The organism is Cyanobium sp. BA20m-14, from assembly GCF_024346295.1.
Genome location: NZ_JAGQCR010000009.1, coordinates 1 through 20,960, shown reverse-complemented (window position 1 = coordinate 20,960; position 20,960 = coordinate 1). Strand labels below are relative to the sequence as shown.

The following is a 20,960-nucleotide window of genomic DNA, read 5'->3' as shown; positions in this document are numbered from 1 at the left end:
GGCCATAGCTGGCGGCAGCGGCCGGCTTTAGAGATGTTCAGCCAGGGTCAGTTGCTGACCGCAGAGGGCCAGTTTGTCGCCAAGGTCTAGGGCGATCTGGCTCAGCAGGGCCATGGCAGCGGCTGGGGTGCTGAGCTGAAGTCGATCGAAATCGCGGCGATCCAGGAGCCAGCAGCTTCCATCGGTGTCGGCCACCACATCTGCCAGCCGCGGCCGTCCGGACAGGAAGCCCGCATCGCCGAACACCATCCCGGAGGTAAAGGTGGCCATCCGGGCGGAAGCCAAATGGGCTCCGTCCCGCTGGACAGGTAGGAAGAGGCTGAAGCGTCCGGTTGCCACGATGAACAGGTGGTGGCTTGCCTGGAGTTGGGCCATCACCTGTTCCCCTGGGCCGTACTGGCGCAGCTCCAGCAGCGCTTTGATGGCGGCCTGGTGCTCTGGGGCCAGGCGATCGAGCAGACCCTCAGAGGTCGCCGGCAAATCCGTACTGCCGTTGGGGCTGGAGGGGCGCAGGCTCAGCAGGTGATCTTCCGCCGCTTCTAGGGCGAGATCGAGGCTGGTGAAGCAGGGAATCGCTGCCAGGGCGGCTGGCGGCTCCAGGTGGGTAGCCCGGCAGAGCAGCAGAGGTGTCTCGCCATTGCGGTGCTGCTCGGCCTGTTGGCTCAGCAGCGCAGCCCCTGAGGCAGGCAGCTCGATCACCTGGCCCAGATCGAGCACGATCACGGCCGTGCCGGCTGGGCAGCTGCCCAGCTCGGCCAGCAGCTGTTCCATGGCCGCGAAGTCGAGCACCCCCTGGGCCTGCAGGATCGCGATCCTTCCCCGGCGGGGATCGAGCCAGGCGGCCTCCGCCTGGCTGCGCCAGCAGCGGGAGCGCCGCTCGGTTCCCCGATAGCGGCTGCGCACGGCGGACTGGCCCAGGGGGTTCCGGTCAAACAGGTGCAGGCCCAGGACCTCCGACAGTCGCCGGCAGGCGGCGATGCCCCGCACGCTGTTGCCGAAGGGGTCGAGCCTGGGGGAGAACACCGCGATCCCCAGCCGGCCCGGCACCACCGCCAGAACGCCCCCGCCCACGCCACTCTTGGCCGGCATGCCCACGTCGTATAGCCACTGGCCGGCGTAGTCGTACATGCCGCAGCTCCCCATCACCGCCAGCACCCTGGTGGTGATGGCGGCATCCAGGGGCTACTCCTGGGTCAGGGGGTTGCGCCCCTGGCAAGCCAGGGTTGCGGCCATCACGGCCAGGTCCCGGCAGGTGACGTCGATCGAGCACTGGCGGAAATAGAGGTCCAGCCCAGGCTCCGGCTCCTCCTCGATCACTTCAGCATTGCGGAGCAGGTGGCTGATGGCCCGGTTGCGGTGCCCCGTCTGCCGTTCGGATGCATATACGGCTCGATTCACGCTCAGGGGTCGTCCGGCCAGGGCCGAGAAGAAGGCCAAGATGGTGGCTTCGGCCCGGTCGCGTTCGTGGCGCCACACCTGGGCCGCCGTGGCGATAGCCCCGGCATTGATCATCGGGTTGCGGGGAATGCCGGACTGGGGGTCGAGGCTGATGGCGTTGAAGGAGTCGCCCGACGGCTCCACTCCCACTTTCTTCCGCATGAACGGCGGCGAGAGCAGGCGCAGGGCAAGCCCATACATGAAGGGCTTGGAAATCGACTGGATCGTGAAGGCGGTGTCCCCATCGCCAACGGCATAGACCCGGCCATCGGCGGTGGCCAGCACGATGGCGAAATTGTCGGGAGCGGCTTTGGCGAGCTCAGGGATGTAGTCGGCCAGCTTCCCCTCCCGGCAGGGGAGCAGCTCCCGGTGCAGCTGCTCCAGCACCTGCTGGATTAGGGCGGCGTGCACCGGCTCGCTCTGGTGCGGCGGTCGTGGGATCACTGAGGACAGACCGGTGGGTGGAATCGCCCTAGCGTGCCAGCGTGAAGCTGTTTTGATCGGCGCGAACCTGCCTCCCCGATGCGCCTGAGCCTGAAAAGCTTTCGCCTCACCAAGGCCGTGCCCCTGGCGATCAGCCGGGGCACCACCGCCGCCGTGGAGCACCTGCTGGTGCGGATCACCCACGACGGCTGCACGGGCAGCGGCGAGACCGGTGGCTTCGACACCGGCCACCGCCACTACGCCACCGATGCGGTTGCGGCCGAGCTGGAGGCATTTGCCCCCCGGCTGGAGGCCCTGGCGCCCCAGCCCCTTCAGGCCCTGGAGCCCCTGCTGGCGGCCCTCAGCCCCCCGGCCCGCTGTGGCCTGGATCTGGCCCTGCACGACTGGTGGGGCAAGCGGTTGAACCAGCCGCTGCACCGGCTCTGGGGGCTGGATCCGGGGGCCTGTGTCGCCACCAGCGTGACCCTCGGCTTAGGCCCCCCCGAGGCTGGGCTGGCGCGGCTAGAGCGCTGGTGGGCCCAGTTGCCCGCCACCCGGATCAAGCTCAAGCTGGGCAGCCCCGCGGGGGTGGCCCACGACCTGGCCCTGCTGGAGGCGGTGGCAGGGGCCCTGGAGCAGCGGCGCCAGCTCACCGGTGGGCCCTGCGAGCTGCAGGTGGATGCCAACGGCGGCTGGGATCTGGCCACGGCCCGCTCGATGCTCCAGCCCCTGGAGCGCGCGGGGGTGGTGCTGCTGGAGCAGCCCCTGGCCCCGCTGCTGGATCCGGAGGCTGACAGCGCTGGCTTTGCGGCCCTGCACGGCGAAGCTCCCCTGCCGCTGGTGGCCGATGAGAGCTGCTGGGACCTGGCCGATCTGCTGCGGCTGGCCCCCCACGTGGACGGCATCAACATCAAGCTGCTTAAGAGCGGCGGCCTGGCCGAAGCCCTGCTGATGGCCCGGACGGCCCGGCGGCTGGGGTTGGGGGTGATGGTCGGCTGCTATTCCGATGCGGCCCTGCTCAACGGCGCCGCCGCCCAACTGCTGCCGCTGGTGAATTGGCCCGACCTTGACAGCCACCTGAACCTGGTGGATGACCCCTTCAGCGGCCTGCACCTGGACGCCGATGTGCTGGTACCCCCTTCGGGGGCCGGGCTGGGCATCAACCTGAGGCAGGAGCCATGTTGAGCGCCTCCGCCCCGATCGTGCTGCTGCAGCACGGCGGCCTCGACGACCTCTCGGGCAAGACCGGTCTGGCCATGCTGCGCTACCGCTCCGGCCCGATCGTCGCCGTGATCGATCCGGCCTTCGCCGGTGCCGAGCTGCGGGCCATCACCGGCATCCCCCGGGCCGTGCCGGTGGTGTCCGACATGGCCGCCGCCCTGGCCTACGGGCCCGCGGCGGCGGTGGTGGGCCTGGCCCCCTCCGGTGGGCGGCTGCCGGAGCTGATGCGCGCCGATGTGCTGGTGGGGCTCCAGGCGGGGCTCAACCTGGCCAGTGGTCTGCACAGTCGCCTGGGCGACGATACCGAACTGGCAGGGGCCTGTACCCGGCCCGGCCAGTGGATCTGGGACCTGCGCCAGGAGCCCCCAGCCCTGGCGGTGGCCACGGCGCGGGCGGCTGCCCTGCCCTGCCGGCGACTGCTGGCGGTGGGTTCCGACATGGCCGTCGGCAAGATGAGTGCCTGCCTGGAGCTGCAGGCGGAAGCCCTGCGCCGGGGGCTCGATGCCCGCTTTGTGGGCACGGGCCAGGCTGGGATCCTGATCGCCGGCACCGGGGTGGCCCTCGATGCGGTGCGGGTGGACTACGCCGTCGGGGCGGTGGAAGGGGCGGTGCTGCAGGCGGCCGCCGGGGCTGGGCCAGCAGCGCTGGTGCTTGTCGAGGGGCAGGGTTCCCTCTGCCACCCGGGGTCATCCGCCACCCTGCCGCTGCTGCGGGGCAGCCAGCCCACCGATTTGCTGCTGGTGCATCGTGCTGGCCAGAGCCTGGTGCGCACCAGGCCTGGGGCCGCCCCAGTGGCCATTCCCCCCCTCCCGGAGCTGATCGCCGCCGTGGAGGCGCTGGCGGCCCTGGGGCGGCCCGATGGCCTGCGGCCCCGGGTGCGGGCCGTGGCGCTCAACACCGCCCGGCTCGCCAGCGCTGAAGCAGACGCAGCCCTGGCGGCCACCGCCGCCGAGACGGGTCTGGCCTGCGTCGATCCGGTGCGGCAGGGCGCGGGCCAGCTGCTGGATGCCCTGCTGGCCGCTGGCTGAATAAAAAAACCGTCCCCACCTGGGTGGAAACGGCTGGGCAACAAGGGCGAGCGAGGGGATTCGAACCCCCGGATGGCGGCACCACAAGCCGCTGCCTTAACCGCTTGGCGACGCCCGCCTTGAACAACCCAAATGTACCAAGCCTCCCGGCCTGGGGGGTTTCCAGTTCCTGGACCGATTTAGTGCCAATCTGGAAAGCCATTCAGCCACGCCTCGTTTGCCCGGCCGTCCGGACCTCCCCGCCCGTGCCCCCTGGCGCTCAGGCCTGCTCCTGCTGGCGCTGGCCAGTGCCGGCCTGGCCCTCACCAACCCAGTTTCGGCCGACTTCGAGGCTTTTGCTGCCGACAGGTTGGTCGATGAGATCAGCGATGAGCTCTGCGTCAAGGGCGGCCTGCCCGTGTTGATGCGGCTGGCGATCCCCAACTGCCAGGAGCTGGTGGAGGGCCAGCGCCAGGCCTTGGCTGGCGTTGTGGCCAGCCACACCCGCCGCACCAACCTGATGGTGGCGAGCCTCTACCGCAGTGAGGTGGGTGGCCAGACCGTGCTGGCTTGGCAGGTGCCGCGCTTCCGCTCCACCGTGCTGGCAGTGGCCGGCCAGTTTGTGCTGATCGCGGCCAGCAGCGACAACTCCCAGGAGGGGCCGTGAACCCTGCTGCTGGGCCCAGCTCGCTGCTGGTGCGCCTGCCCCGCGGCCTGCTGGATCCACGGCTGGCGGTGGGCTTTGGGGCCGATGCCGATGGTCTGGTGTCACTGCGGCTCCGGATAGCAGCTGGCCAGATCACGGCGATCGAACCCCTGCCGGCCGCGGCGCCCCCTACGGCCGCCGGACTGCCGCTGGCGCTCACGCCCCTGGTGGAGCCCCATGCCCACCTCGATAAGGCCTTCAGCGCCGTTGCCTTTCCCAACCGCCAGGGCACCATGGCCGCGGCCATGGAGGCCAACCTGCGCGAACACGGCGAGCGTTCGGCCGAGCAGGTGGCCGAGCGGGCCGAGCGGGCCCTGGATCGGGCCTGGCGCAATGGTCTGCGGGCCATCCGCAGCCACGTTGACAGCCTGGGGCCGGCGGCCCAGCCCAGCTGGGATGCCCTGCTGGAAGCCCGCCAGCGCTGGCTTGGCCGGGTGGAGCTGCAGCTGGTGGCTATGGCACCTGTGGACCACTGGCTCAGCCCCGACGGCGTTGCCCTGGCCCGTCGGGTGGCGGACGGCCAGGGGCTGCTGGGCGGGGTGATCGGCCCCCCCTATGGCCAGGGGCTTGCCCGCCGCATCGGCGATCGGGAGGCGTTGCTGGCCCTGCTTGAACTGGCCGAGCGCTGTGGCTGTGGCGTGGACCTCCACGTCGATGAATCCGACGCCTATCCCGGCGTCGGGGTCGCCCTGGTGGCTGGGCTGGCCCTGGAGCAGCGCCGGGCCGTGGCGATTACCTGCAGCCACGCCAGCAGCATGGGCCTGCTCCCAGCGCGGGGCTGCGACCGGCTGGCCGACCGGCTGGCCGAGGCGGAGATCGCCGTTGTGGCCCTGCCGACGACCAATTTTTGGCTCCTGGGGCGCCGGGTGGCACGCACCCCCTGGCGCCGCCCGCTGGCGCCGATCCGCAGCCTGCAGCGGGCCGGGGTGCGGCTGGCCATAGGCGGCGACAACGTGCAGGATCCCTGGTATCCCGGCGGGGATTTTGATCCGATCGAGCTGCTGCGCCTGGCGGCGCCGCTGTGTCAGCTGATGCCCTGGCAGCGCCTTGGCCTGGCCCCCTTCAGCACCGCCGCCGCCGCGGTGCTCCAACTGGCTTGGGACGGGGTGGTGAGGGTGGGTGCCCCCGCCGACCTGGTGCTGTTGGGGGCAGGCTCCTGGGGCGAGTTGCTGGCCCGGCCGCCCCAGCGGCGGGTGCTGCGCGGCGGCCAGTGGCTGCTCCCTCCCGAGCAGGAGCTGCCCTCCCCCCTCCTATTCGCCCCCGGCCCTCCCCGCTTACCAGCCCCCGCCCCCGTCTCCCATGGCTGAGTTGTACCCCGACTATTCCAAACAGCCCGATTATTCCGGCTTTTTTAGATATCCAGAGGCCCGGATCTCAGCCCTGGCGGCGGAGCTGGGCCGGCTGGATCCGTCCATGCCGCTGCTGGGTTCAGAGGCACCGGCCGAATTGGAGCGCTTCTCGCGCGACTACTCCGACTACTCACCGGTGCTGGTGGAGCGGCTGCGGGGCTGCCGGGCCCAGCTGGTGGCATCGGCCTCCAGCCTTGAGCAGGTGCGGCTGGTGGCGGGGGCCTGTGCCCGCCACGGCATTGCCCTGACGGTGCGGGGGGCCGGCACCGGCAATTACGGCCAGTGCGTGCCGCTGCAGGGGGGGCTGGTGCTCGATCTGTCCGGCCTTGACCGGCTGCGCCACTTCGATGCCGCCACCGGGGTGATCGAGGTGGAGGCCGGCAGCTTGATGGGTGGCCTCAACCAGCAGCTCGAGCCCCTGGGCCGGGCCCTGCGCCTGGTGCCTAGTACCGCCCGCAGCGCCACCATCGGTGGCTTCATCGCCGGCGGCTCCGGGGGCATCGGTTCGCTGCGCTGGGGCTTTCTGCGCGATCCGGGCAACCTGCTGGGCCTGGAGGTGGTGACCGTCGAACCCGAGCCCCGGCTGCTGCGGCTCGATGCGGCTGCCAGCACCCCGCTCAACCATGCCTATGGCACCAACGGCATCCTCACCGCCCTGCGCCTGCCCACCACCGAGTTGGTGGCGTGGCAGCAGCTGGTGGTGGGTTTTGACAGCTGGGATAGGGCCCTGGCGGCAGCCCAGGCCCTGCTGGGCACAGCCCTCCAGCTCCAGGCCCTGACCCTGCTGGAAGCGCCGATCGCCCAGCAGCTGCCCTGGCCGGGGGGCTGTCCGGCGCCGCTGGCGGCGGAACAGCGCCTGTTGCTGCTGGCCGCACCGGATGCCCTTGAGGTGCTGCCGGCCTGGCTGGCGGCCTTGGGCGGCCAGATCCACTGGCAGGCGCCCCAGGGCGGCGGCCGGGGCCTGCCGCTGCGCGAACTCAGCTGGAACCACACCACCCTGCACTGGCGTGCCCGCAATCCGGATTGGACCTACCTGCAGATGCTGCTGCCCCAGCCGGAGGGCCCCTGCCTTGGCCTGCTGAGGGAGCGGTGGGGCGATGACCTGCTCTGGCACCTGGAGGCCGTGAGGCAGCAGGGGGGGGCGCGCCTGGCCGCCCTGCCGCTGCTGCGCTGGCGGGGCGAGGAGGCCCTGGAGCGGTTGATGGCTGACTGCCGTCAAGCGGGCGCCCTCCTGTTCAACCCCCATGTGATCAGCGTCGAGGATGGGGGCCTGGGGGTGGTCGATGCCGACCAGGTGGCGGCCAAGGCTGCCCATGACCCGGCCGGTTTGCTCAACCCCGGCAAGCTCGGCGGCTGGCTCAGCAGCCCAGGCTGAGCCGGGTGTCGATGCCGGTGCCCGGGTGGGTGCCCTCAGCGTCGCGGCAGAGGGAGCGCTGGTCGAGACGGTCGATCAGGGCGTCACTGAAGTCGGCATTGGTGACGGTGGCGCCATAGAAGCTGCTGCCCGAGGCAATCGCTCCAGTCAGATTGGCCCCGGTCAGATCAACGCCGGAGAAGTCCACCTTGTCCATCAGGGTGCTGCTCAGATCGGCGCCGGCAAAATTGGCCTCCGGGAAGGCTGCCTGGGTGAGGATCGCGCCGTGCAGGTCGGCGCCGCTGAAATTGGCCTGCCGTCCGGTGGCGCCGGCGAAGGAGGTGTTGGCCAGGTTTTGGCCGCTGAAATCCTGGCCATTCTGGTTCGTCAGGGTGTAGTCAACCCCGCTGAACTCGGCGGCCGCCGGCATCGCTGGCACCAGGGCCAGGGCCAGAGCCAGGACCAGATTCAAAGCCAGCACCCGATTCAAGACAAGCACCGGGGCCAGCGCATTGCGCAGGATTTTGCCCAGGGGATGGGCCATGGCGAGGGGGGTCGGGGCTTTCACTCTGGACCTTTCCTATCTAGGTGTGAACAATCCAGGAGTGCACCTTCCTGGGGAGCAGCTCGGAGGAGCTCTCCGACCAGATAGAGGGAGCCGGCAACTATCAATGGTGCCGTGCTGGCTCCGTGCTGGCCGAGGGCTGTGGCCAGATCTGGGGCGGCATTCAGCTGGGGGGCGAGCTGGGGGCAGGCGGCTGCCAGGGCTGGCTGGCTCCAGCTGGGGTGGCCCGGCACCGGCACAATCGTGGCCCGATCGCCCGGGGCCAGCAGGGCCGTGACGATCTCTGGCCCCTGCTTGTTGGCCAGGATGCCCAGCACCCAGGCGCGGGGACCTGGCTTCAGGCCATGGCGGGCCGGCTCGGTGTCGAGTTCGGCCCGCAGGGCGATGGCGGCGGGCAGGTTGTGGGCCCCATCGAGCAGCAGGGGGCGACCGCGCCAGCTCACCTGCTGCAGCCTGCCGGGCCAGCGGGCGCCAGCGAAGCCGCGGCGGATCCCCGCCCCGTCGATCGGCCAGCCCCGCTCCGCCAGGGCACTAAGCATCCCCAGGGCCACGGCGCCGTTGCTCGCCTGCACGGCTCCCGGCAGCCCCAGGGGCCAGGCGTTCAGATCCAAGGGCTCGACCCAGTGCAGCTCGGCCCCCACCGCCCTGGCCTGGGCGGTGAGAACCGCCGCCACAGCAGGGTCTTGAGGGCCGCTGAAGGCGCTGGCTCCCGGCTGGAGCACGCCGGCCTTCTCGGCGGCAATCGTGGCTGGATCCGGCCCCAGAATCTCGGTGTGGTCGAGACCGATCGAGGCAAAGCCGATCACGCTGCGGTCGGGATGGCAGGTGGTGGCATCGAGCCGACCCCCCAGACCCACCTCCAGCACCACCAGCTCCAGTTCCGCTGCGGCGAAGGCCAGGAAGGCGGCCGCGGTCACCAGTTCAAACGGCGTCAGCAGGTGGCGGCGGGCGGCCGGCGTGGCCCTCTCCAGCTGGCGGCGCAGGTTGGCGACGCTAATCGGCCCGGCTCCGATCAGGATCCGCTCGCTCCAGCACACCAGGTGGGGGGAGGTGTAGAGGCCGGCGCGCAGGCCAGAGGCCAGCAGGGCCCGGTGCACCAGGGTGCAGATTGAACCCTTGCCGTTGGTGCCCGCCACCTGCACGGCGGCGAAGCGGCGCTCGGGATGGCCCAGCTCGGCCAGGGCAGCCCCGAGCCGCCCCAGACCCAGGTCAACGCCGCGGCGGCTGAAGGGTTCGATCAGGTCGGCAAAGGGATCGCCACTGGCGGGCGGTTCAGGCAAGGCTCACCAGGGCGCGCTCGAGGCGGTCGACGGCCAGGCGCAGGTGGCGGGGCTGGATCACCAGCGGCGGCACGAAGCGCACCACCCGGGGGCCGGCGGGCACCAGCAACAGGCCCTGCTCAATCGCGGCCGTGACGATTGCGGGGGCGTTGGGGGCCTCCTCGCGCAGCACCAGCCCCTGCAGTAGGCCCCAGCCCCGGACCCCCTCCAGCAGGGTGGGGTGGCGACTGACCAGGGCGGCTAGCAGCTCCTGCAGCAGCGCCCCCATCCGCTGAACGTGGTTGAGCAGGTCGCGGCGCTCCAGTTCGGCCAGCACCGTCAGGCCGGCCCGGCAGGCGAAGGCATTGCCGCCGAAGGTGCTGGCGTGGTCGCCGGGGCGGAAGTGGTCCACCTTGGCCTTGACCGCCAGGGCCCCGATCGGGATGCCGCCGCCCAGCCCCTTGGCCAGGGTGATCGCATCGGGCTCCACCCCCAGCTGCTGGTAGCCCCAGAGCTGGCCGCTGCGGCCGACGCCGATCTGCACCTCGTCGAAGATCAGCAGGATGTTGTGGGCGTCGCAGAGTTCGCGCACCCGCTGGAAAAAGCTGCGGTTGCCGGGATGGACCCCGCCCTCGCCCTGGATCGGCTCCAGCAGTACGGCCGCCACCCGTGGCCCCTCGGCCTGGCAGCTGGCCAGCAGGGCCTCGAAGGCGGCGGTGTCGTTGTAGGGGAAGTAGCGGAAACCCTGCACCATCGGCTCAAAGCCCTGGTGGTATTTCGGCTGGCCCGTGGCGGTGACGGCGGCCAGGGTGCGGCCGTGGAAACTGGCCTGGGCGGTGAGGATCAGGGGGCCTTGGTCTTCGCCGCGGCCGCCGCCGATCCCCCGCAGGTTGGCGTGCTTGCGGGCCAGCTTGATGGCGGCCTCATTGGCCTCGGCGCCGGAGTTGCAGAAAAAGACCCTATCCAGGCAGCTGCGGGCCCGGATTAGCTCGGCTAGCTCTTCCTGCTCCGGAATCCGATAGAGGTTTGAGACGTGCTGGAGCTTGCCCAGTTGCCGGCCGAGGGCCCGTTTCATCCGCCCGTCGCTGTGGCCCAGGGTGCACACGGCGATGCCAGCTACGCAGTCGAGGTAGCGCTTTCCCTTGCTGTCCCAGACCCACACTCCCCGTCCCCGGGTGAGGTTGATCGGGAAGCGGGCATAGGTTCCCATCACTGCTGATGTGGACACCGGCGAGATGGGAGCGGTGGGACTCGAACCCACAAACCCGAAGGCGCTCGATTTTGAGTCGAGTCCGTCTACCAATTCCGGCACGCTCCCGCGATACAGAGCTTAGGCGGCGATGCCCGCGCCGCTGCCATGGCCACTGACCCGCTGGATGCGGGCGCCGGCGGCGTTGAGCTTTCCCTCCAGGTTGGCGTAGCCGCGATCGAGGAATTCCAGCCCCCGCACGGTGGTGATCCCCTCGGCGCCCAGACCGGCCAGCACCATGGCGGCCGAGGCCCGCAGATCGGTGCCCCGCACCGGCGCGCCGCTGAGGCGAGCAACCCCCTCCACGAAGGCGGTGTTGCCCTGCATGCGGATATCGGCTCCCATGCGCTGCAGTTCTGCGACGTGTTGCAGCCGGTTTTCAAAGATATTTTCGGTGATCACGCTGGTGCCCCGGGCCGTGGCCAGCAGGCTCATGAAAGGGGCCTGCAGATCGGTGGGGAAGCCGGGGAACGGCTGGGTGCGCAGGTCAACGGCATTGATCTGGTCGGCCTTGATCGTGAGGCCGATGCCGTCGTGCTCGATGCTGCAGCCGGCCTCCTCGAGTTTGGTGATCACGGCACCGAGATGCTCGGGAATCACCGGCGACACCCGGAGCTGGGAGCGGGTGATGGCCGCAGCCAGCAGAAAGGTGCCGGCTTCAATGCGGTCGGGGATGACCGCGTAGTCGGCGCCGTGGAGACGCTCCACGCCGACGATCGTGATCGTGGGGGTGCCCGCGCCGCGGATCCTGGCGCCCATGGCGATAAGCAAGCCGGCCAGATCAAGCACCTCGGGCTCGAGGGCAGCGTTGTCGATCACCGTTTCGCCATCGGCGAGGGCGGCGGCCATCATCAGGGTCTCGGTGGCCCCCACGCTCGGGCAGTCCATGTGGATGCGGCCGCCGGTGAGCCGATGGCCCCGGCCGGGGACGACTGCTGTGACGACCCCATGCTCAATGGTGACCTGGGCTCCCAGGGCCTTTAGCCCCTTGACATGTTCCACCACGGGCCGGGTGCCGATCTGGCAGCCGCCCGGCAGGGGCACCTTGGCCATGCCCATCCGGGCGAGCAGCGGACCAATGCAGAAGAAGCTGGCCCGCAGGCTGTTCACCAGCTCGTAGGGGGCCGTGGAATTGTTGACCGCTTCGCCGCTGAGTTCCAGGCAGTCACCCTGGCGCCGCACCCGGCCACCGAGGCTGGTGAGCATCTCGCCCATTGCCGCGATGTCGGTGAGGGGCGGCACGTTGCGCAGCCGAACCGGATCGCGGGTGAGCAGGCAGGTGGCCATCAGTACTAACGCCGAATTCTTGGCCCCGCTCACGTGGAGCTCGCCGCTGAGGCTGCGGCCACCACTGATCTCCAGCTGGGGGTTAAGAATGATTTGGGGAATTGAGCGGGGCTGGACAGCGTTCAAGCTCATGGAAGGGCTGTCCACCTACTGCTGGAGCATATTGACAACAAAAGTTGGGTCCGTCTAGGCGGACGCTGGCGGAACTGGCTTGATCTCAAGACATTGGGCTTGCATCTCAAGAGCACCCCGGGCCGTTGATCTTGAGCTGACCTTGCGGCGAAGGGTCTCCCCTGATGTCCTATCTTTTCTGGGTCGTTCCGGCGACGGCCACGCGGATGTGGCGGAATTGGTAGACGCGCTAGTTTCAGGTACTAGTGGCAGCAATGTCGTGGGAGTTCAAGTCTCCCCATCCGCATTTTTTTTATGATCGTCCTCAAGATTTCGAATGCCTCCGAGTTGATGGCCTCGAAGTTAGGCAAGTTTCTGGAGAGCCTCACCCCCGACGGCCTCGACCAGACAACCATTGAGGACGTGGTTCTCAAAAAGCTGGTCCAGAACCTTCAGGCCGAGGGTCTTAAGGGCGAAGTGGCTGCGGTGCGGGGTCTCGACCTAGCCGGCAAGGAGCTGGTCCTCCAAGACCAGATGCACGTGCGCAGGCACCAGACCTTCTGAGCTGGTGACCAGCGCCAGGCTGAACACCGCAGAACCGATCACCAGCCGGCGCAATCCCTTGGTCAGGCGGCTGCGGCTGCTCCATCACGCCAGGGGTCGGATCCAGGAGGGTCTGCTGCTTTTGGAGGGAACCCACCTGCTCGAGGAGGTGCTGCGGCTGGGGCTGCAGCCGCTCGAGTTGCTGGCAACGCCGCCCTGGTGGGCCCGGCAGAGCGGCTTGGCCGCTGCCCTGCCGGAGGCCTGCATTTGCCACTTGGTCAGTGAAGAGGTGTTGGCGGCCATTGCCACAACCCGCCATCCCGATGGGGTGGTGCTGACCCTTCCGCCCCCGCCGGAGGCCAGCTGTGGCTCCTGGCCGTCCCTGGTTCTGGCCCTCGATGGCCTGCAGGATCCCGGCAATCTCGGCACCTTGATGCGCACCGCCCTGGCCAGCGGCGTTGAGGCCCTGTGGCTGGCTGACGGCGCCGATCCCCTCCAGCCCAAGGTGTTGCGCGCTTCGGCGGGGGCGGCCCTGGCCCTGCCGCTGCGGCGCGAGCCCCGGGCGGCCCTGGGGGAGCGGCTGGCTGCGGCGCGGGCCGCGGGGCTGCAGCTGGTGGTGGCGGTTCGCCCCGGGGCTGGACCGCCCGAGCCGCTGCCCTACTGGCAGCTCGACTGGCGGCTGCCCACCGTGCTGCTGCTCGGCAATGAGGGGGCCGGCGTATCTGCAGACCTGGAGGCCCTGGCCAGCGTGCGGGTCACCATTCCCCACAGCGCGGCGGTGGAATCCCTGAATGTGGCGGTGGCTGCGGCCCCCCTGCTGCTCGAGCGTCTGCGGCAGCAGGCCGGAGCCTGAAGGGGGAGAATGCCCCCAACAACCGCAGTGCTGCCCGGTGAGCAACGCCCCCTCCCCCGGATCAGGTTTCGATTACGACGTGATCGTGATCGGGGCCGGTTACGGCGGCTTCGATGCGGCCAAGCACGCCGCTGACCATGGCCTACGGGTCGCCATCGTCGAATCCCGTGACCTGGGCGGCACCTGCGTCAACCGGGGCTGTGTACCCTCCAAGGCCCTGCTGGCCGCCAGCGGCCGGGTGCGGGAGCTGGCCGATGCCAAGCACCTGGCCGGTTTCGGCATCCATGCTGCACCGGTGCGCTTCGAGCGCCAGAAAATCGCCGACCACGCCAACCAGCTTGTGGCGACGATCCGCACCAACCTCACCAAGACCCTCGAGCGTGCTGGCGCGTCAATTCTGTTGGGCAAGGGGCGCCTGGCCGCTCATCAGCGGGTGACGGTGCGGGAGAGCGACAGCGGTGTGGAGCGTACGTACTCTGCCCGCGACGTGATCATCGCCACCGGCTCGGAGCCGTTTGTGCCCCGCGGTATCGAGACCGACGGCCGCACCGTCTTTACCAGCGACGAGGCGGTGAGCCTGGAGTGGCTGCCGCGCTGGCTGGCGATCATCGGCAGCGGCTACATCGGCCTGGAATTTGCCGATGTGTACACGGCCCTGGGCTGCGAGGTCACGATGATCGAGGCCCTGGATCGGGTGATGCCCACCTTCGATCCCGACATCGCCAAGCTGGCCGCCCGCAAGCTGATCGACGGCCGCGACATCGACGCCCGCGCCGGCTTGCTGGCCCGCAAGGTGACGCCCGGCTGCCCGGTGACGATCGAGCTGGCCGACATGGGCACCAAGGAGCTGGTGGAGACCTTGGAGGTGGATGCGGTGCTGGTGGCCACAGGCCGAGTGCCGACCAGCGCCGAGCTGAACCTGGCAGCGCTGGGGGTCGAGACCGAGCGCGGTTTCATCCCGGTCGACGACCAGATGCGGGTTTTGGTGGGCGGCGAACCCTTGCCCCACCTCTGGGCCGTGGGCGATGTGACCGGCAAGATGATGCTGGCCCACACCGCCGCCGCCCAGGGCACCGTGGCGATTGACAACATCCTCGGCCACGCCCGAGCGATCGATTACCGCTCAATTCCGGCGGCCACCTTCACCCACCCGGAGATCAGCTCGGTGGGCCTGAGCGAGGTCGATGCCAAGGCCCTGGCGGCCAAGGAGGGTTTTGAGCTGGGAACTGTGCGCAGCTATTTCAAGGCCAATTCCAAGGCCCTGGCCGAGCTGGAGAGCGACGGCCTGATGAAGCTTCTGTTCAACAAGAGCAGCGGCGAGGTGCTCGGTGCCCACATCTACGGCCTGCATGCGGCCGACCTGATTCAGGAGATCGCCAACGCCGTGGCCCGCCGCCAGAGCGTGGTGCAACTGGCCACTGAGGTGCACACCCATCCCACCCTCAGCGAGGTGGTGGAGGCGGGCTACAAGCAGGCGGCGGCCGCCATCGCCACTGCCCTTATCGACCCTGCCCTGATTGACCCTGCCCTGGTGGGGGTCTGAGATGGAGTTCCGTCGCCGCCCCCCCAACCCCAAGGTCAAGGTGCTCCATCTGGAGTACGCCATCCGCCACAAGGAGAGCGAACCGCGCCACATCCTCGAGAAAATCGTCTGGGAGAAGGACCGTGAAGTGGCCGCGGCCAGGGAGCGGGTGCCCCTGGAGAAACTCAAGCAGCAGGTGGCCGATCTGCCTGCGCCCCGGGATTTTTCAGCGGCCCTGCGGGCAGCCTGTCGCAAGCCGGCGGTGATCGCCGAGATCAAGAAGGCCAGCCCCAGCAAGGGGGTGATCCGCGAGGATTTCGACCCCGAGGCCATCGCCCGGGCCTACGCGGCCGGCGGGGCCAGCTGCCTGTCGGTGCTCACCGATAGGCAGTTTTTCCAGGGCGGCTTTGAGGTGCTGGTGCAGGTGCGCCAGGTGGTCGACCTGCCCCTGCTCTGCAAGGACTTCATCCTCAGCCCCTACCAGCTATTTCAGGCCCGGGCCGCCGGCGCCGATGCGGCCCTGCTGATCGCGGCGATCTTGAGCGATCAGGACATGGCCTACCTGCTCAAGGTGGCCAGGGCCCTCGGCCTCACCTTGCTGGTGGAGGTGCATGACGCCACAGAGATGGAGCGGGTGCTGGCGCTTGAGGGCGTGCAGCTGATCGGCATCAACAACCGCAACCTGGCCACATTTGAGACCGATCTGGCCACCACCGAGCAGCTCACCGCCAGCTATGGCGAGCAGATCCGAGCCAAGGGCTGCCTGCTGGTGAGCGAATCGGGGCTGGCCAGCCGCGACGACCTCGACCGGGTGCAGAGCGCTGGCGCCGATGCGGTGCTGGTGGGCGAAGCGCTGATGCGCCAGGCGGATGTGACGGCGGCCCTGGAAACCCTGATCGGGGTTTGACGGGGATGGCACCGCCAGCCCTCGAGCAGCGGCCCCGCTACGACCTGGTGGTGGTGGGGGCCGGGCCGGCCGGCGCCACGGCGGCGGCGGTGGCGGCCAGAGGTGGGCTGCGGGTGGCCCTGCTGGAGAAGCAGCCCTTGCCCCGCCACAAGCCCTGTGGCGGCGGCATGCCGGTGCCGGTGCAGCGGGAGCTGCTCGACCTGGCCCCCGAGGCGCTTGTGGATACGCGGGTGCGCTACATGCGCCATAGCTGGTGCTTTGGCCGGGCGGTGGAGGCGCCGATTGATCCGCCCGGCACGCCACCGGAGCAATCGCGCGGGCTGCTGATGGTGCAGCGGCCGCGCTTCGACCATGCCCTGGTGTGCCAGGCCCAGGCCGCCGGCGTTGAGCTGCTGGAGGGCCATGCCTTTGCCGGCCTCGAGCGCGCTGCTGGCGGCGTGAGCCTGCAGGTGCGGCGGCGGGCGGTGGCCGGCCAGGAAGCCGCGGCGGGCACGCTGCTGGCCGATGCCGTGATCGGAGCCGATGGGGCCGCCGGAGGGGTGGCCGCCGCCGTGGGGCTGCGCCGCTCACCGCGGATCGCCCTGGCCCTGGAGCTGGAGGTGCCGCACCGCTGGGATCCGGCAGATCCGCTGCTGCGCCCGGATCTGCTGCATCTGGAATACGGCGCCCTGCGCCGCGGTTATGCCTGGGTGTTCCCCAAGGCCGACCACCTCAACATCGGCGCTGGCCTCTTCTACGGCCGCCAGCGGGACCTGCGCCGCGACCCCAGCGCCCGTTCCCGCATCATGGCGGCGATAGGGGCCTATGCCGCCGCCCTGGGGGTTGACCCCGCTCGCCTGCGGGGCCTGCGGGGCCACGGCCATCCCCTGCCCATCTGGGACGGGCCGGAACCGCTGCACAGCGCCGATGGCCGGGTGCTGCTGGTGGGCGATGCGGCCGGTCTGATCAATCCCCTCTTCGGCGATGGCCTGTTCCATGCCATCCGCAGCGGCCGGCTGGCGGCCGAGGCGCTGCTGGCAGGCCAGCCCTGCAGCCACACCGCCAGGGTGCATGGCCTGCTCGCCGATGATTTTGAGGCGGCGCGGCGATTGGGGCGGCTCTTTTACGGCCTGAGCGGCCTCACCTACCGCTACGGCATCGCCCCGCCGCGGGCCACGCCATTGGCGGTGCGGCTGCTGGGGGGCGAGCTGAACTTCCGGGGCCTGGGCCGCCGCTCGCTGCGGCGCATCGCCAGCGGGCTGTTGGGGGAGGTGGTGGGGATCGGCAAGGGGGCCTGAGGGTTCTTGCGAACGCCGGCCGATCGGCCGGCCAAAAAAAAGCAGCCCTCGCTGCGGCGGGGACTGCTTGAACAGGGATCCAGGAGGATCAGACCTTGCGGCTGTAGAATTCCACCACCAGCAGTTCGTTGATTTCGAGGGCGACCCACTCGCGCTCGCACTTGCTGATCACCTTGGCTGTGAGCTTGTTCTTGTCGAGCTCGAGGTGGGGTGGGATGTTGGCCAGGCCTGGGAATTCCAGGTTGCCCTCAGCCAGCTTCTTACTCTGCTTGCGCTCGCGGATGACGATTACGTCGCCGGCCTTGCACTGGTAGCTGGGGATGTCCACAACACGATTGTTGACGGTCACGTGGCCATGGTTCACCAGCTGGCGGGCACCGGGCACGGTGGGGCCAAAACCCAGGCGGAAACACACATTGTCGAGGCGGCTCTCGAGCAGCTTCAGCAGGTTGGTTCCGGTGGAACCCTCCTGGGCGCGCGCTTTCTTGACGTAGCGCACGAGCTGGCGCTCGGAGATGCCGTAGTTGAAGCGAAGCTTCTGCTTCTCTTCCAGGCGGATGGCGTATTCGGAGCGCTTGCGACGGGCTTGGCCGTGCTGACCGGGGGGATAAGACCGCTTGGCGGACTTACGGGTGAGACCGGGAAGGTCTCCCAAGCGCCGCGTGATCCTCAGACGAGGGCCGCGGTAGCGAGACATGAAGAGGTATTCAAAGGACGAGGGCACCGACAGGCCCCCATGGCGCCGTGGCTTCGAGCATGCTGGGGGAACCCGTCTGCTCGCACCTTGATGCGCCAACGATCGATCCTATCGGTTGGGCCGCGCGACCTAGAGCTGCAGCCCGAGCCGACGCTGGCGTCGCTCGCAGCCGCTGGCCCCGGGGGGTTGGCGGCGCTGGTGGCGGCTCTGTTGCTTGGCTTGATTGGCCTCTACCGCCGCTGGCTCTCGCCCCTGCTGGGCCCCCGCTGCCGCTTCATTCCCAGCTGCAGCGCCTACGGACTCGAGGCGATCAGTCGCCATGGCCCCTGGCGCGGCAGCTGGCTCACCCTGCGGCGGCTACTGCGCTGCCATCCGTTCACCCCCTGCGGCTGTGATCCAGTACCCGATTAGATGAATTCGCTGATTCTGATAACCCGCAAGGGCTGCTGTCTGTGTGAGGGCCTGGGCCAGAAGCTGGCCGCCCTGGCGCCAGCGCCGACAGTGGTGGTGATCGATGTGGACACGGACCCGGCCCTGCAGCATCGCTACGGGCTGGAGGTGCCCGTGTTGCTGCTGCGCTCATCGGCTGGGGATCGGGAGTTGCCTCGGGTGCCGCCGCGGCTGGCCGGGGCCGGCTTGCAGGTTTGGTTGCAGAAGCAGGGTTTTTTCGGCCAGGAGGCTTAGAAAGACCCCATTCAGCCAACTGGTGCCATGACCCAGCTGCTCCATCCGGTCCTGCGGCAGGTGGGTCTGGAGGTGCCGGCGGACTTGCCGGATGGGGCGCTGGCCGGCATCAGTTGCGATTCCCGCCGGGTAGGCCCCGGTTCCCTGTTTGTGGGGTTGCCAGGCACCCAGGTGGATGGGGGCTGCTTCTGGCCCCAGGCCCTTCGGGCCGGGGCCCTGGCGGCCGTGATCAGCCCTGCGGCGGCCGCGGCCCAGCCGCCTGGCCCCGGGGATGGGGTGCTGGTGGCAGCCGATCCCCTGGCCCGCTGGGCGGGGTTGCTGGCGGCAGAGTTTTGGGGCCAGCCCAGCCAGCGACTCACCTTGATCGGGGTCACCGGCACCAATGGCAAAACCACAACCACCCACCTGATTGAGCATCTGGCCGCCGCCGCCGGCCGGCCGGCGGCCCTGTTCGGCACCCTGGTGAACCGCTGGCCCGGCCAGAGCGTCACCGCCCAGCACACCACCGCCTTCGCCGATCTGCTCCAGGCCCAGTTGGCCCAGGCCGTCGAGGCCGGTGCCCAGATCGGTGCCATGGAGGTGAGCTCCCATGCCCTGGATCAGCAGCGGGTGGCGGGCTGCCGGTTCAAGGGGGCCGTGTTTACCAATCTCACTCAAGACCACCTCGACTACCACCCTTCAATGCAGGCCTACTTCGAGGCCAAGGCCCTGCTGTTTGCCGAGCCGTTGCTGGCGGGCGGGGCGGTGGTGAACGCTGATGAACCCTGGGGAGCCCAGCTGGCGGCCCGGTTGGGCGCGAGCTGCTGGCGCAGTTCCCTGGAAGACCCCAGCGCCGAGCTGTTCATCGCTGAGCTGCAGCTCGGCGCAGCTGGCGTGCGCGGGGTGCTGCGGACGCCGGCGGGGGAGGGGCCATTCCACTCGCCCCTGGTGGGGCGTTTCAACCTGATGAACCTGCTGCAGGCGGTTGGAGCCTTAGTACAGCAGGGAGTTCCCCTGCCCCGGTTGCTCGAGGGGCTGGCCAGCTTCGGCGGCGTGCCCGGCCGGATGGAGCGGGTGGTGGTGGGGGATGGCCAGGGGGCTCCGGCGGTGCTGGTGGATTACGCCCACACTCCCGATGGCCTGGAAAACGCCCTGGCGGCCTGCCGGCCCTTCACGGCGGGGCGTTTGATCTGCGTGTTTGGCTGCGGCGGCGACCGCGACCGCAGCAAGCGCCCCCAGATGGGTGCCATCGCAGCGCGGCTGGCCGACCAGGTGGTGGTCACCTCCGACAACCCCCGCACCGAAGACCCCCAGCAGATCCTGGCCGACGTGGTGGCGGGCATTCCTCCTGGAGGATCCACTCAGGTCGAGGCCGACCGGGCGGCAGCCATCGCCGCCGCCATCGCCACGGCTGCACCTGGGGATCTGGTGCTGATCGCCGGCAAGGGCCACGAGGACTACCAGATTCTCGGCACCACCAAGGTTCATTTCGACGATCGGGAAGAGGCGGAGAAAGCCCTGCGCCGCCGGCGGACCACCTAGGGGCTGAATGCTTCGGAATGTGCCCAGTGTCTTGCTCGTGCAGGGTGCACTGGATACATTTCTAATGTTGTGTCAACCACATTTGTGACAACCTCTATTCCAATAGGCAGGAAGCTTCTTGCCGAAGGCTTCGGTACTTTTTGGCTGGTGTTGGGGGGGTGCGGCAGTGCCGCAATCGCCGCTAATTTCCCTTACATCACTGGAGCTGATATTGCCCCGGGCAATCCCTTTGGTCTGGGTTTTCTGGGCGTCTCGCTGGCCTTTGGCCTCACGGTGGTGACCATGGCCTATGCAATTGGCCACATCTCTGGATGTCACCTCAACCCGGCGGTGAGCTTCGGCCTTTGGGCCAGCGGTCGAATGAAGGGTTCGGATCTGCTTCCTTACATAGTGGCTCAGGTGATCGGCGGTGTGCTGGCCGGAGGCTTCATCAAGCTGGTGGTGGCCGGTGGACCGGCGTTTGATTTAGTAATGTCTGGAAGCAACCCGCTTGCAACAAATGGTTGGGGCAGCCATTCGCCAGGTGGCTATGGCTTCTGGGCGGCCTTGATCGTGGAGCTGGTGCTCACCTTCTTCTTCCTGTTGGTGATTATCGGCGCTACCGATCGTCTGGCACCTTCTGGTTTTGCTGGCCTTGCTATCGGCCTCACCTTGGCCCTGATTCACATGATCAGCATCCCGGTGACCAACACATCGGTGAACCCTGCCCGGAGCACTGCAGTGGCTGTTTGGGCCGGAGTGGAAGCGATGGGTCAGCTCTGGCTGTTCTGGCTGGCACCGATTGTGGGGGGCCTGCTGGCTGGCTGGGTGTATCGCAATGTGTTCAGCGACGAGGCTTCCTGATCGCAATTAGATCTAGGCAAGCTGGATCTAGATAAGGGCACCTCGAAAAATGCGACCAGGGCTTGCCTGAAGGCGACAATAACTTATACTTTGAATAGTTAATTGCATCCCTGGTATGGGCCAAAGAGGCTTCTGGGACGAGCAG

20 protein-coding genes, 3 tRNA genes and 1 pseudogene are annotated in these 20,960 nt (G+C 68.9%); 15 read left to right on the top strand and 9 right to left on the bottom strand.

What is annotated here, in order from left to right:
* Positions 1–27: 27 nt before the first annotated feature.
* Together KBZ07_RS01950 and glsA are read right to left on the bottom strand one after the other, a co-directional pair.
* On the bottom strand, positions 28–771 hold the full coding sequence (locus KBZ07_RS01950; protein WP_254930039.1) for a cyclic nucleotide-binding domain-containing protein: 744 nt from the start codon (positions 769–771) through the stop codon (positions 28–30).
* A 171-nt stretch (positions 772–942) separates the two neighbouring features.
* A pseudogene (glsA, locus tag KBZ07_RS01945) lies at positions 943–1,824 on the bottom strand (glutaminase A); the annotation flags it as partial.
* A gap of 135 nt (positions 1,825–1,959) precedes the next feature.
* Here glsA and KBZ07_RS01940 point away from each other — a divergent pair.
* Both KBZ07_RS01940 and KBZ07_RS01935 read left to right on the top strand, forming a co-directional pair.
* A complete protein-coding gene (locus KBZ07_RS01940; RefSeq protein ID WP_254930027.1) occupies positions 1,960–3,045 on the top strand; it encodes a dipeptide epimerase in 1,086 nt (361 codons plus the stop codon).
* Positions 3,039–4,109 carry a DUF1611 domain-containing protein gene (locus KBZ07_RS01935; RefSeq protein WP_254930026.1) on the top strand — a complete coding sequence of 357 codons (1,071 nt, stop codon included), beginning with the start codon at positions 3,039–3,041 and terminating at the stop codon, positions 4,107–4,109. The genes KBZ07_RS01940 and KBZ07_RS01935 overlap by 7 nt, the downstream gene beginning before the upstream one ends.
* 45 nt (positions 4,110–4,154) lie before the next feature.
* Here KBZ07_RS01935 and KBZ07_RS01930 read toward each other — a convergent pair.
* A tRNA-His gene (locus KBZ07_RS01930) sits at positions 4,155–4,227 on the bottom strand.
* Between the two features lie 99 nt (positions 4,228–4,326).
* Here KBZ07_RS01930 and KBZ07_RS01925 point away from each other — a divergent pair.
* From KBZ07_RS01925 to KBZ07_RS01915, 3 genes are all read left to right on the top strand, one after another.
* Positions 4,327–4,755: a DUF4359 domain-containing protein gene (locus KBZ07_RS01925; RefSeq protein ID WP_254930025.1), complete on the top strand. Its 429-nt coding sequence runs from the start codon at positions 4,327–4,329 to the stop codon at positions 4,753–4,755.
* On the top strand, positions 4,752–6,101 hold the full coding sequence (locus KBZ07_RS01920) for an amidohydrolase family protein (protein WP_254930024.1): 1,350 nt from the start codon (positions 4,752–4,754) through the stop codon (positions 6,099–6,101). The genes KBZ07_RS01925 and KBZ07_RS01920 overlap by 4 nt, the downstream gene beginning before the upstream one ends.
* 106 nt (positions 6,102–6,207) lie before the next feature.
* Positions 6,208–7,518 (top strand): FAD-binding oxidoreductase, encoded by a 1,311-nt coding sequence (locus tag KBZ07_RS01915; protein ID WP_254930038.1) that lies wholly within the window; start codon positions 6,208–6,210, stop codon positions 7,516–7,518.
* On the opposite strand, the gene KBZ07_RS01910 is transcribed toward KBZ07_RS01915, so the two are convergent.
* The 5 genes from KBZ07_RS01910 to murA form a co-directional block, all read right to left on the bottom strand.
* Positions 7,502–8,041 (bottom strand): pentapeptide repeat-containing protein, encoded by a 540-nt coding sequence (locus KBZ07_RS01910; RefSeq protein WP_396123873.1) that lies wholly within the window; start codon positions 8,039–8,041, stop codon positions 7,502–7,504. The two genes, KBZ07_RS01915 and KBZ07_RS01910, sit on opposite strands and share 17 nt — an antisense overlap.
* A 20-nt stretch (positions 8,042–8,061) precedes the next feature.
* On the bottom strand, positions 8,062–9,342 hold the full coding sequence (locus tag KBZ07_RS01905; protein WP_254930023.1) for a folylpolyglutamate synthase/dihydrofolate synthase family protein: 1,281 nt from the start codon (positions 9,340–9,342) through the stop codon (positions 8,062–8,064).
* Complete coding sequence (locus KBZ07_RS01900) at positions 9,335–10,549, bottom strand: aspartate aminotransferase family protein (RefSeq protein ID WP_396123872.1); 1,215 nt, start codon at positions 10,547–10,549, stop codon at positions 9,335–9,337. Before KBZ07_RS01900 ends, KBZ07_RS01905 begins: the two co-directional genes overlap by 8 nt.
* Positions 10,550–10,557: 8 nt before the next feature.
* Positions 10,558–10,639, bottom strand: a tRNA-Leu gene (locus tag KBZ07_RS01895).
* Between the two features lie 12 nt (positions 10,640–10,651).
* Positions 10,652–11,989, bottom strand: a complete 1,338-nt coding sequence (gene murA / locus KBZ07_RS01890) for a UDP-N-acetylglucosamine 1-carboxyvinyltransferase (RefSeq protein WP_254930021.1) — start codon at positions 11,987–11,989, stop codon at positions 10,652–10,654.
* Positions 11,990–12,191: 202 nt separating this feature from the next.
* Here murA and KBZ07_RS01885 point away from each other — a divergent pair.
* The 6 genes from KBZ07_RS01885 to KBZ07_RS01860 all read left to right on the top strand — a co-directional run bounded on the left by KBZ07_RS01885 (position 12,192) and on the right by KBZ07_RS01860 (position 17,070).
* Positions 12,192–12,275, top strand: a tRNA-Leu gene (locus KBZ07_RS01885).
* 8 nt (positions 12,276–12,283) lie between these two features.
* Positions 12,284–12,532 (top strand): hypothetical protein, encoded by a 249-nt coding sequence (locus KBZ07_RS01880; RefSeq protein ID WP_254930020.1) that lies wholly within the window; start codon positions 12,284–12,286, stop codon positions 12,530–12,532.
* 4 nt (positions 12,533–12,536) lie between these two features.
* Entirely contained in the window at positions 12,537–13,364 is an 828-nt protein-coding gene (locus KBZ07_RS01875) for an RNA methyltransferase (protein ID WP_254930019.1), read from the top strand.
* Between the two features lie 37 nt (positions 13,365–13,401).
* Complete coding sequence (locus KBZ07_RS01870) at positions 13,402–14,907, top strand: dihydrolipoyl dehydrogenase (protein WP_254930018.1); 1,506 nt, start codon at positions 13,402–13,404, stop codon at positions 14,905–14,907.
* A gap of 1 nt (position 14,908) precedes the next feature.
* A complete protein-coding gene (gene trpC, locus KBZ07_RS01865) occupies positions 14,909–15,793 on the top strand; it encodes an indole-3-glycerol phosphate synthase TrpC (RefSeq protein WP_254930036.1) in 885 nt (294 codons plus the stop codon).
* Positions 15,794–15,798: 5 nt separating this feature from the next.
* Entirely contained in the window at positions 15,799–17,070 is a 1,272-nt protein-coding gene (locus KBZ07_RS01860) for a geranylgeranyl reductase family protein (RefSeq protein ID WP_254930017.1), read from the top strand.
* A gap of 88 nt (positions 17,071–17,158) precedes the next feature.
* On the opposite strand, the gene rpsD is transcribed toward KBZ07_RS01860, so the two are convergent.
* Positions 17,159–17,767, bottom strand: coding sequence for a 30S ribosomal protein S4 (gene rpsD / locus KBZ07_RS01855; protein ID WP_254930035.1), 609 nt, complete (start codon positions 17,765–17,767; stop codon positions 17,159–17,161).
* 90 nt (positions 17,768–17,857) lie between these two features.
* Between rpsD and yidD the strand changes: the two genes are divergently transcribed.
* The 4 genes from yidD to aqpZ all read left to right on the top strand — a co-directional run bounded on the left by yidD (position 17,858) and on the right by aqpZ (position 20,815).
* The gene (gene yidD / locus KBZ07_RS01850) at positions 17,858–18,178 is read left to right on the top strand and encodes a membrane protein insertion efficiency factor YidD (RefSeq protein WP_254930016.1); all 321 of its coding nucleotides are present in this window, start codon (positions 17,858–17,860) and stop codon (positions 18,176–18,178) included.
* Positions 18,179–18,451: a glutaredoxin family protein gene (locus KBZ07_RS01845; RefSeq protein WP_254930015.1), complete on the top strand. Its 273-nt coding sequence runs from the start codon at positions 18,179–18,181 to the stop codon at positions 18,449–18,451.
* Between the two features lie 27 nt (positions 18,452–18,478).
* Positions 18,479–19,972, top strand: coding sequence for a UDP-N-acetylmuramoyl-L-alanyl-D-glutamate--2,6-diaminopimelate ligase (locus KBZ07_RS01840; RefSeq protein ID WP_254930014.1), 1,494 nt, complete (start codon positions 18,479–18,481; stop codon positions 19,970–19,972).
* Positions 19,973–20,068: 96 nt separating this feature from the next.
* Complete coding sequence (aqpZ, locus tag KBZ07_RS01835) at positions 20,069–20,815, top strand: aquaporin Z (RefSeq protein WP_254930034.1); 747 nt, start codon at positions 20,069–20,071, stop codon at positions 20,813–20,815.
* Positions 20,816–20,960: the final 145 nt, after the last annotated feature.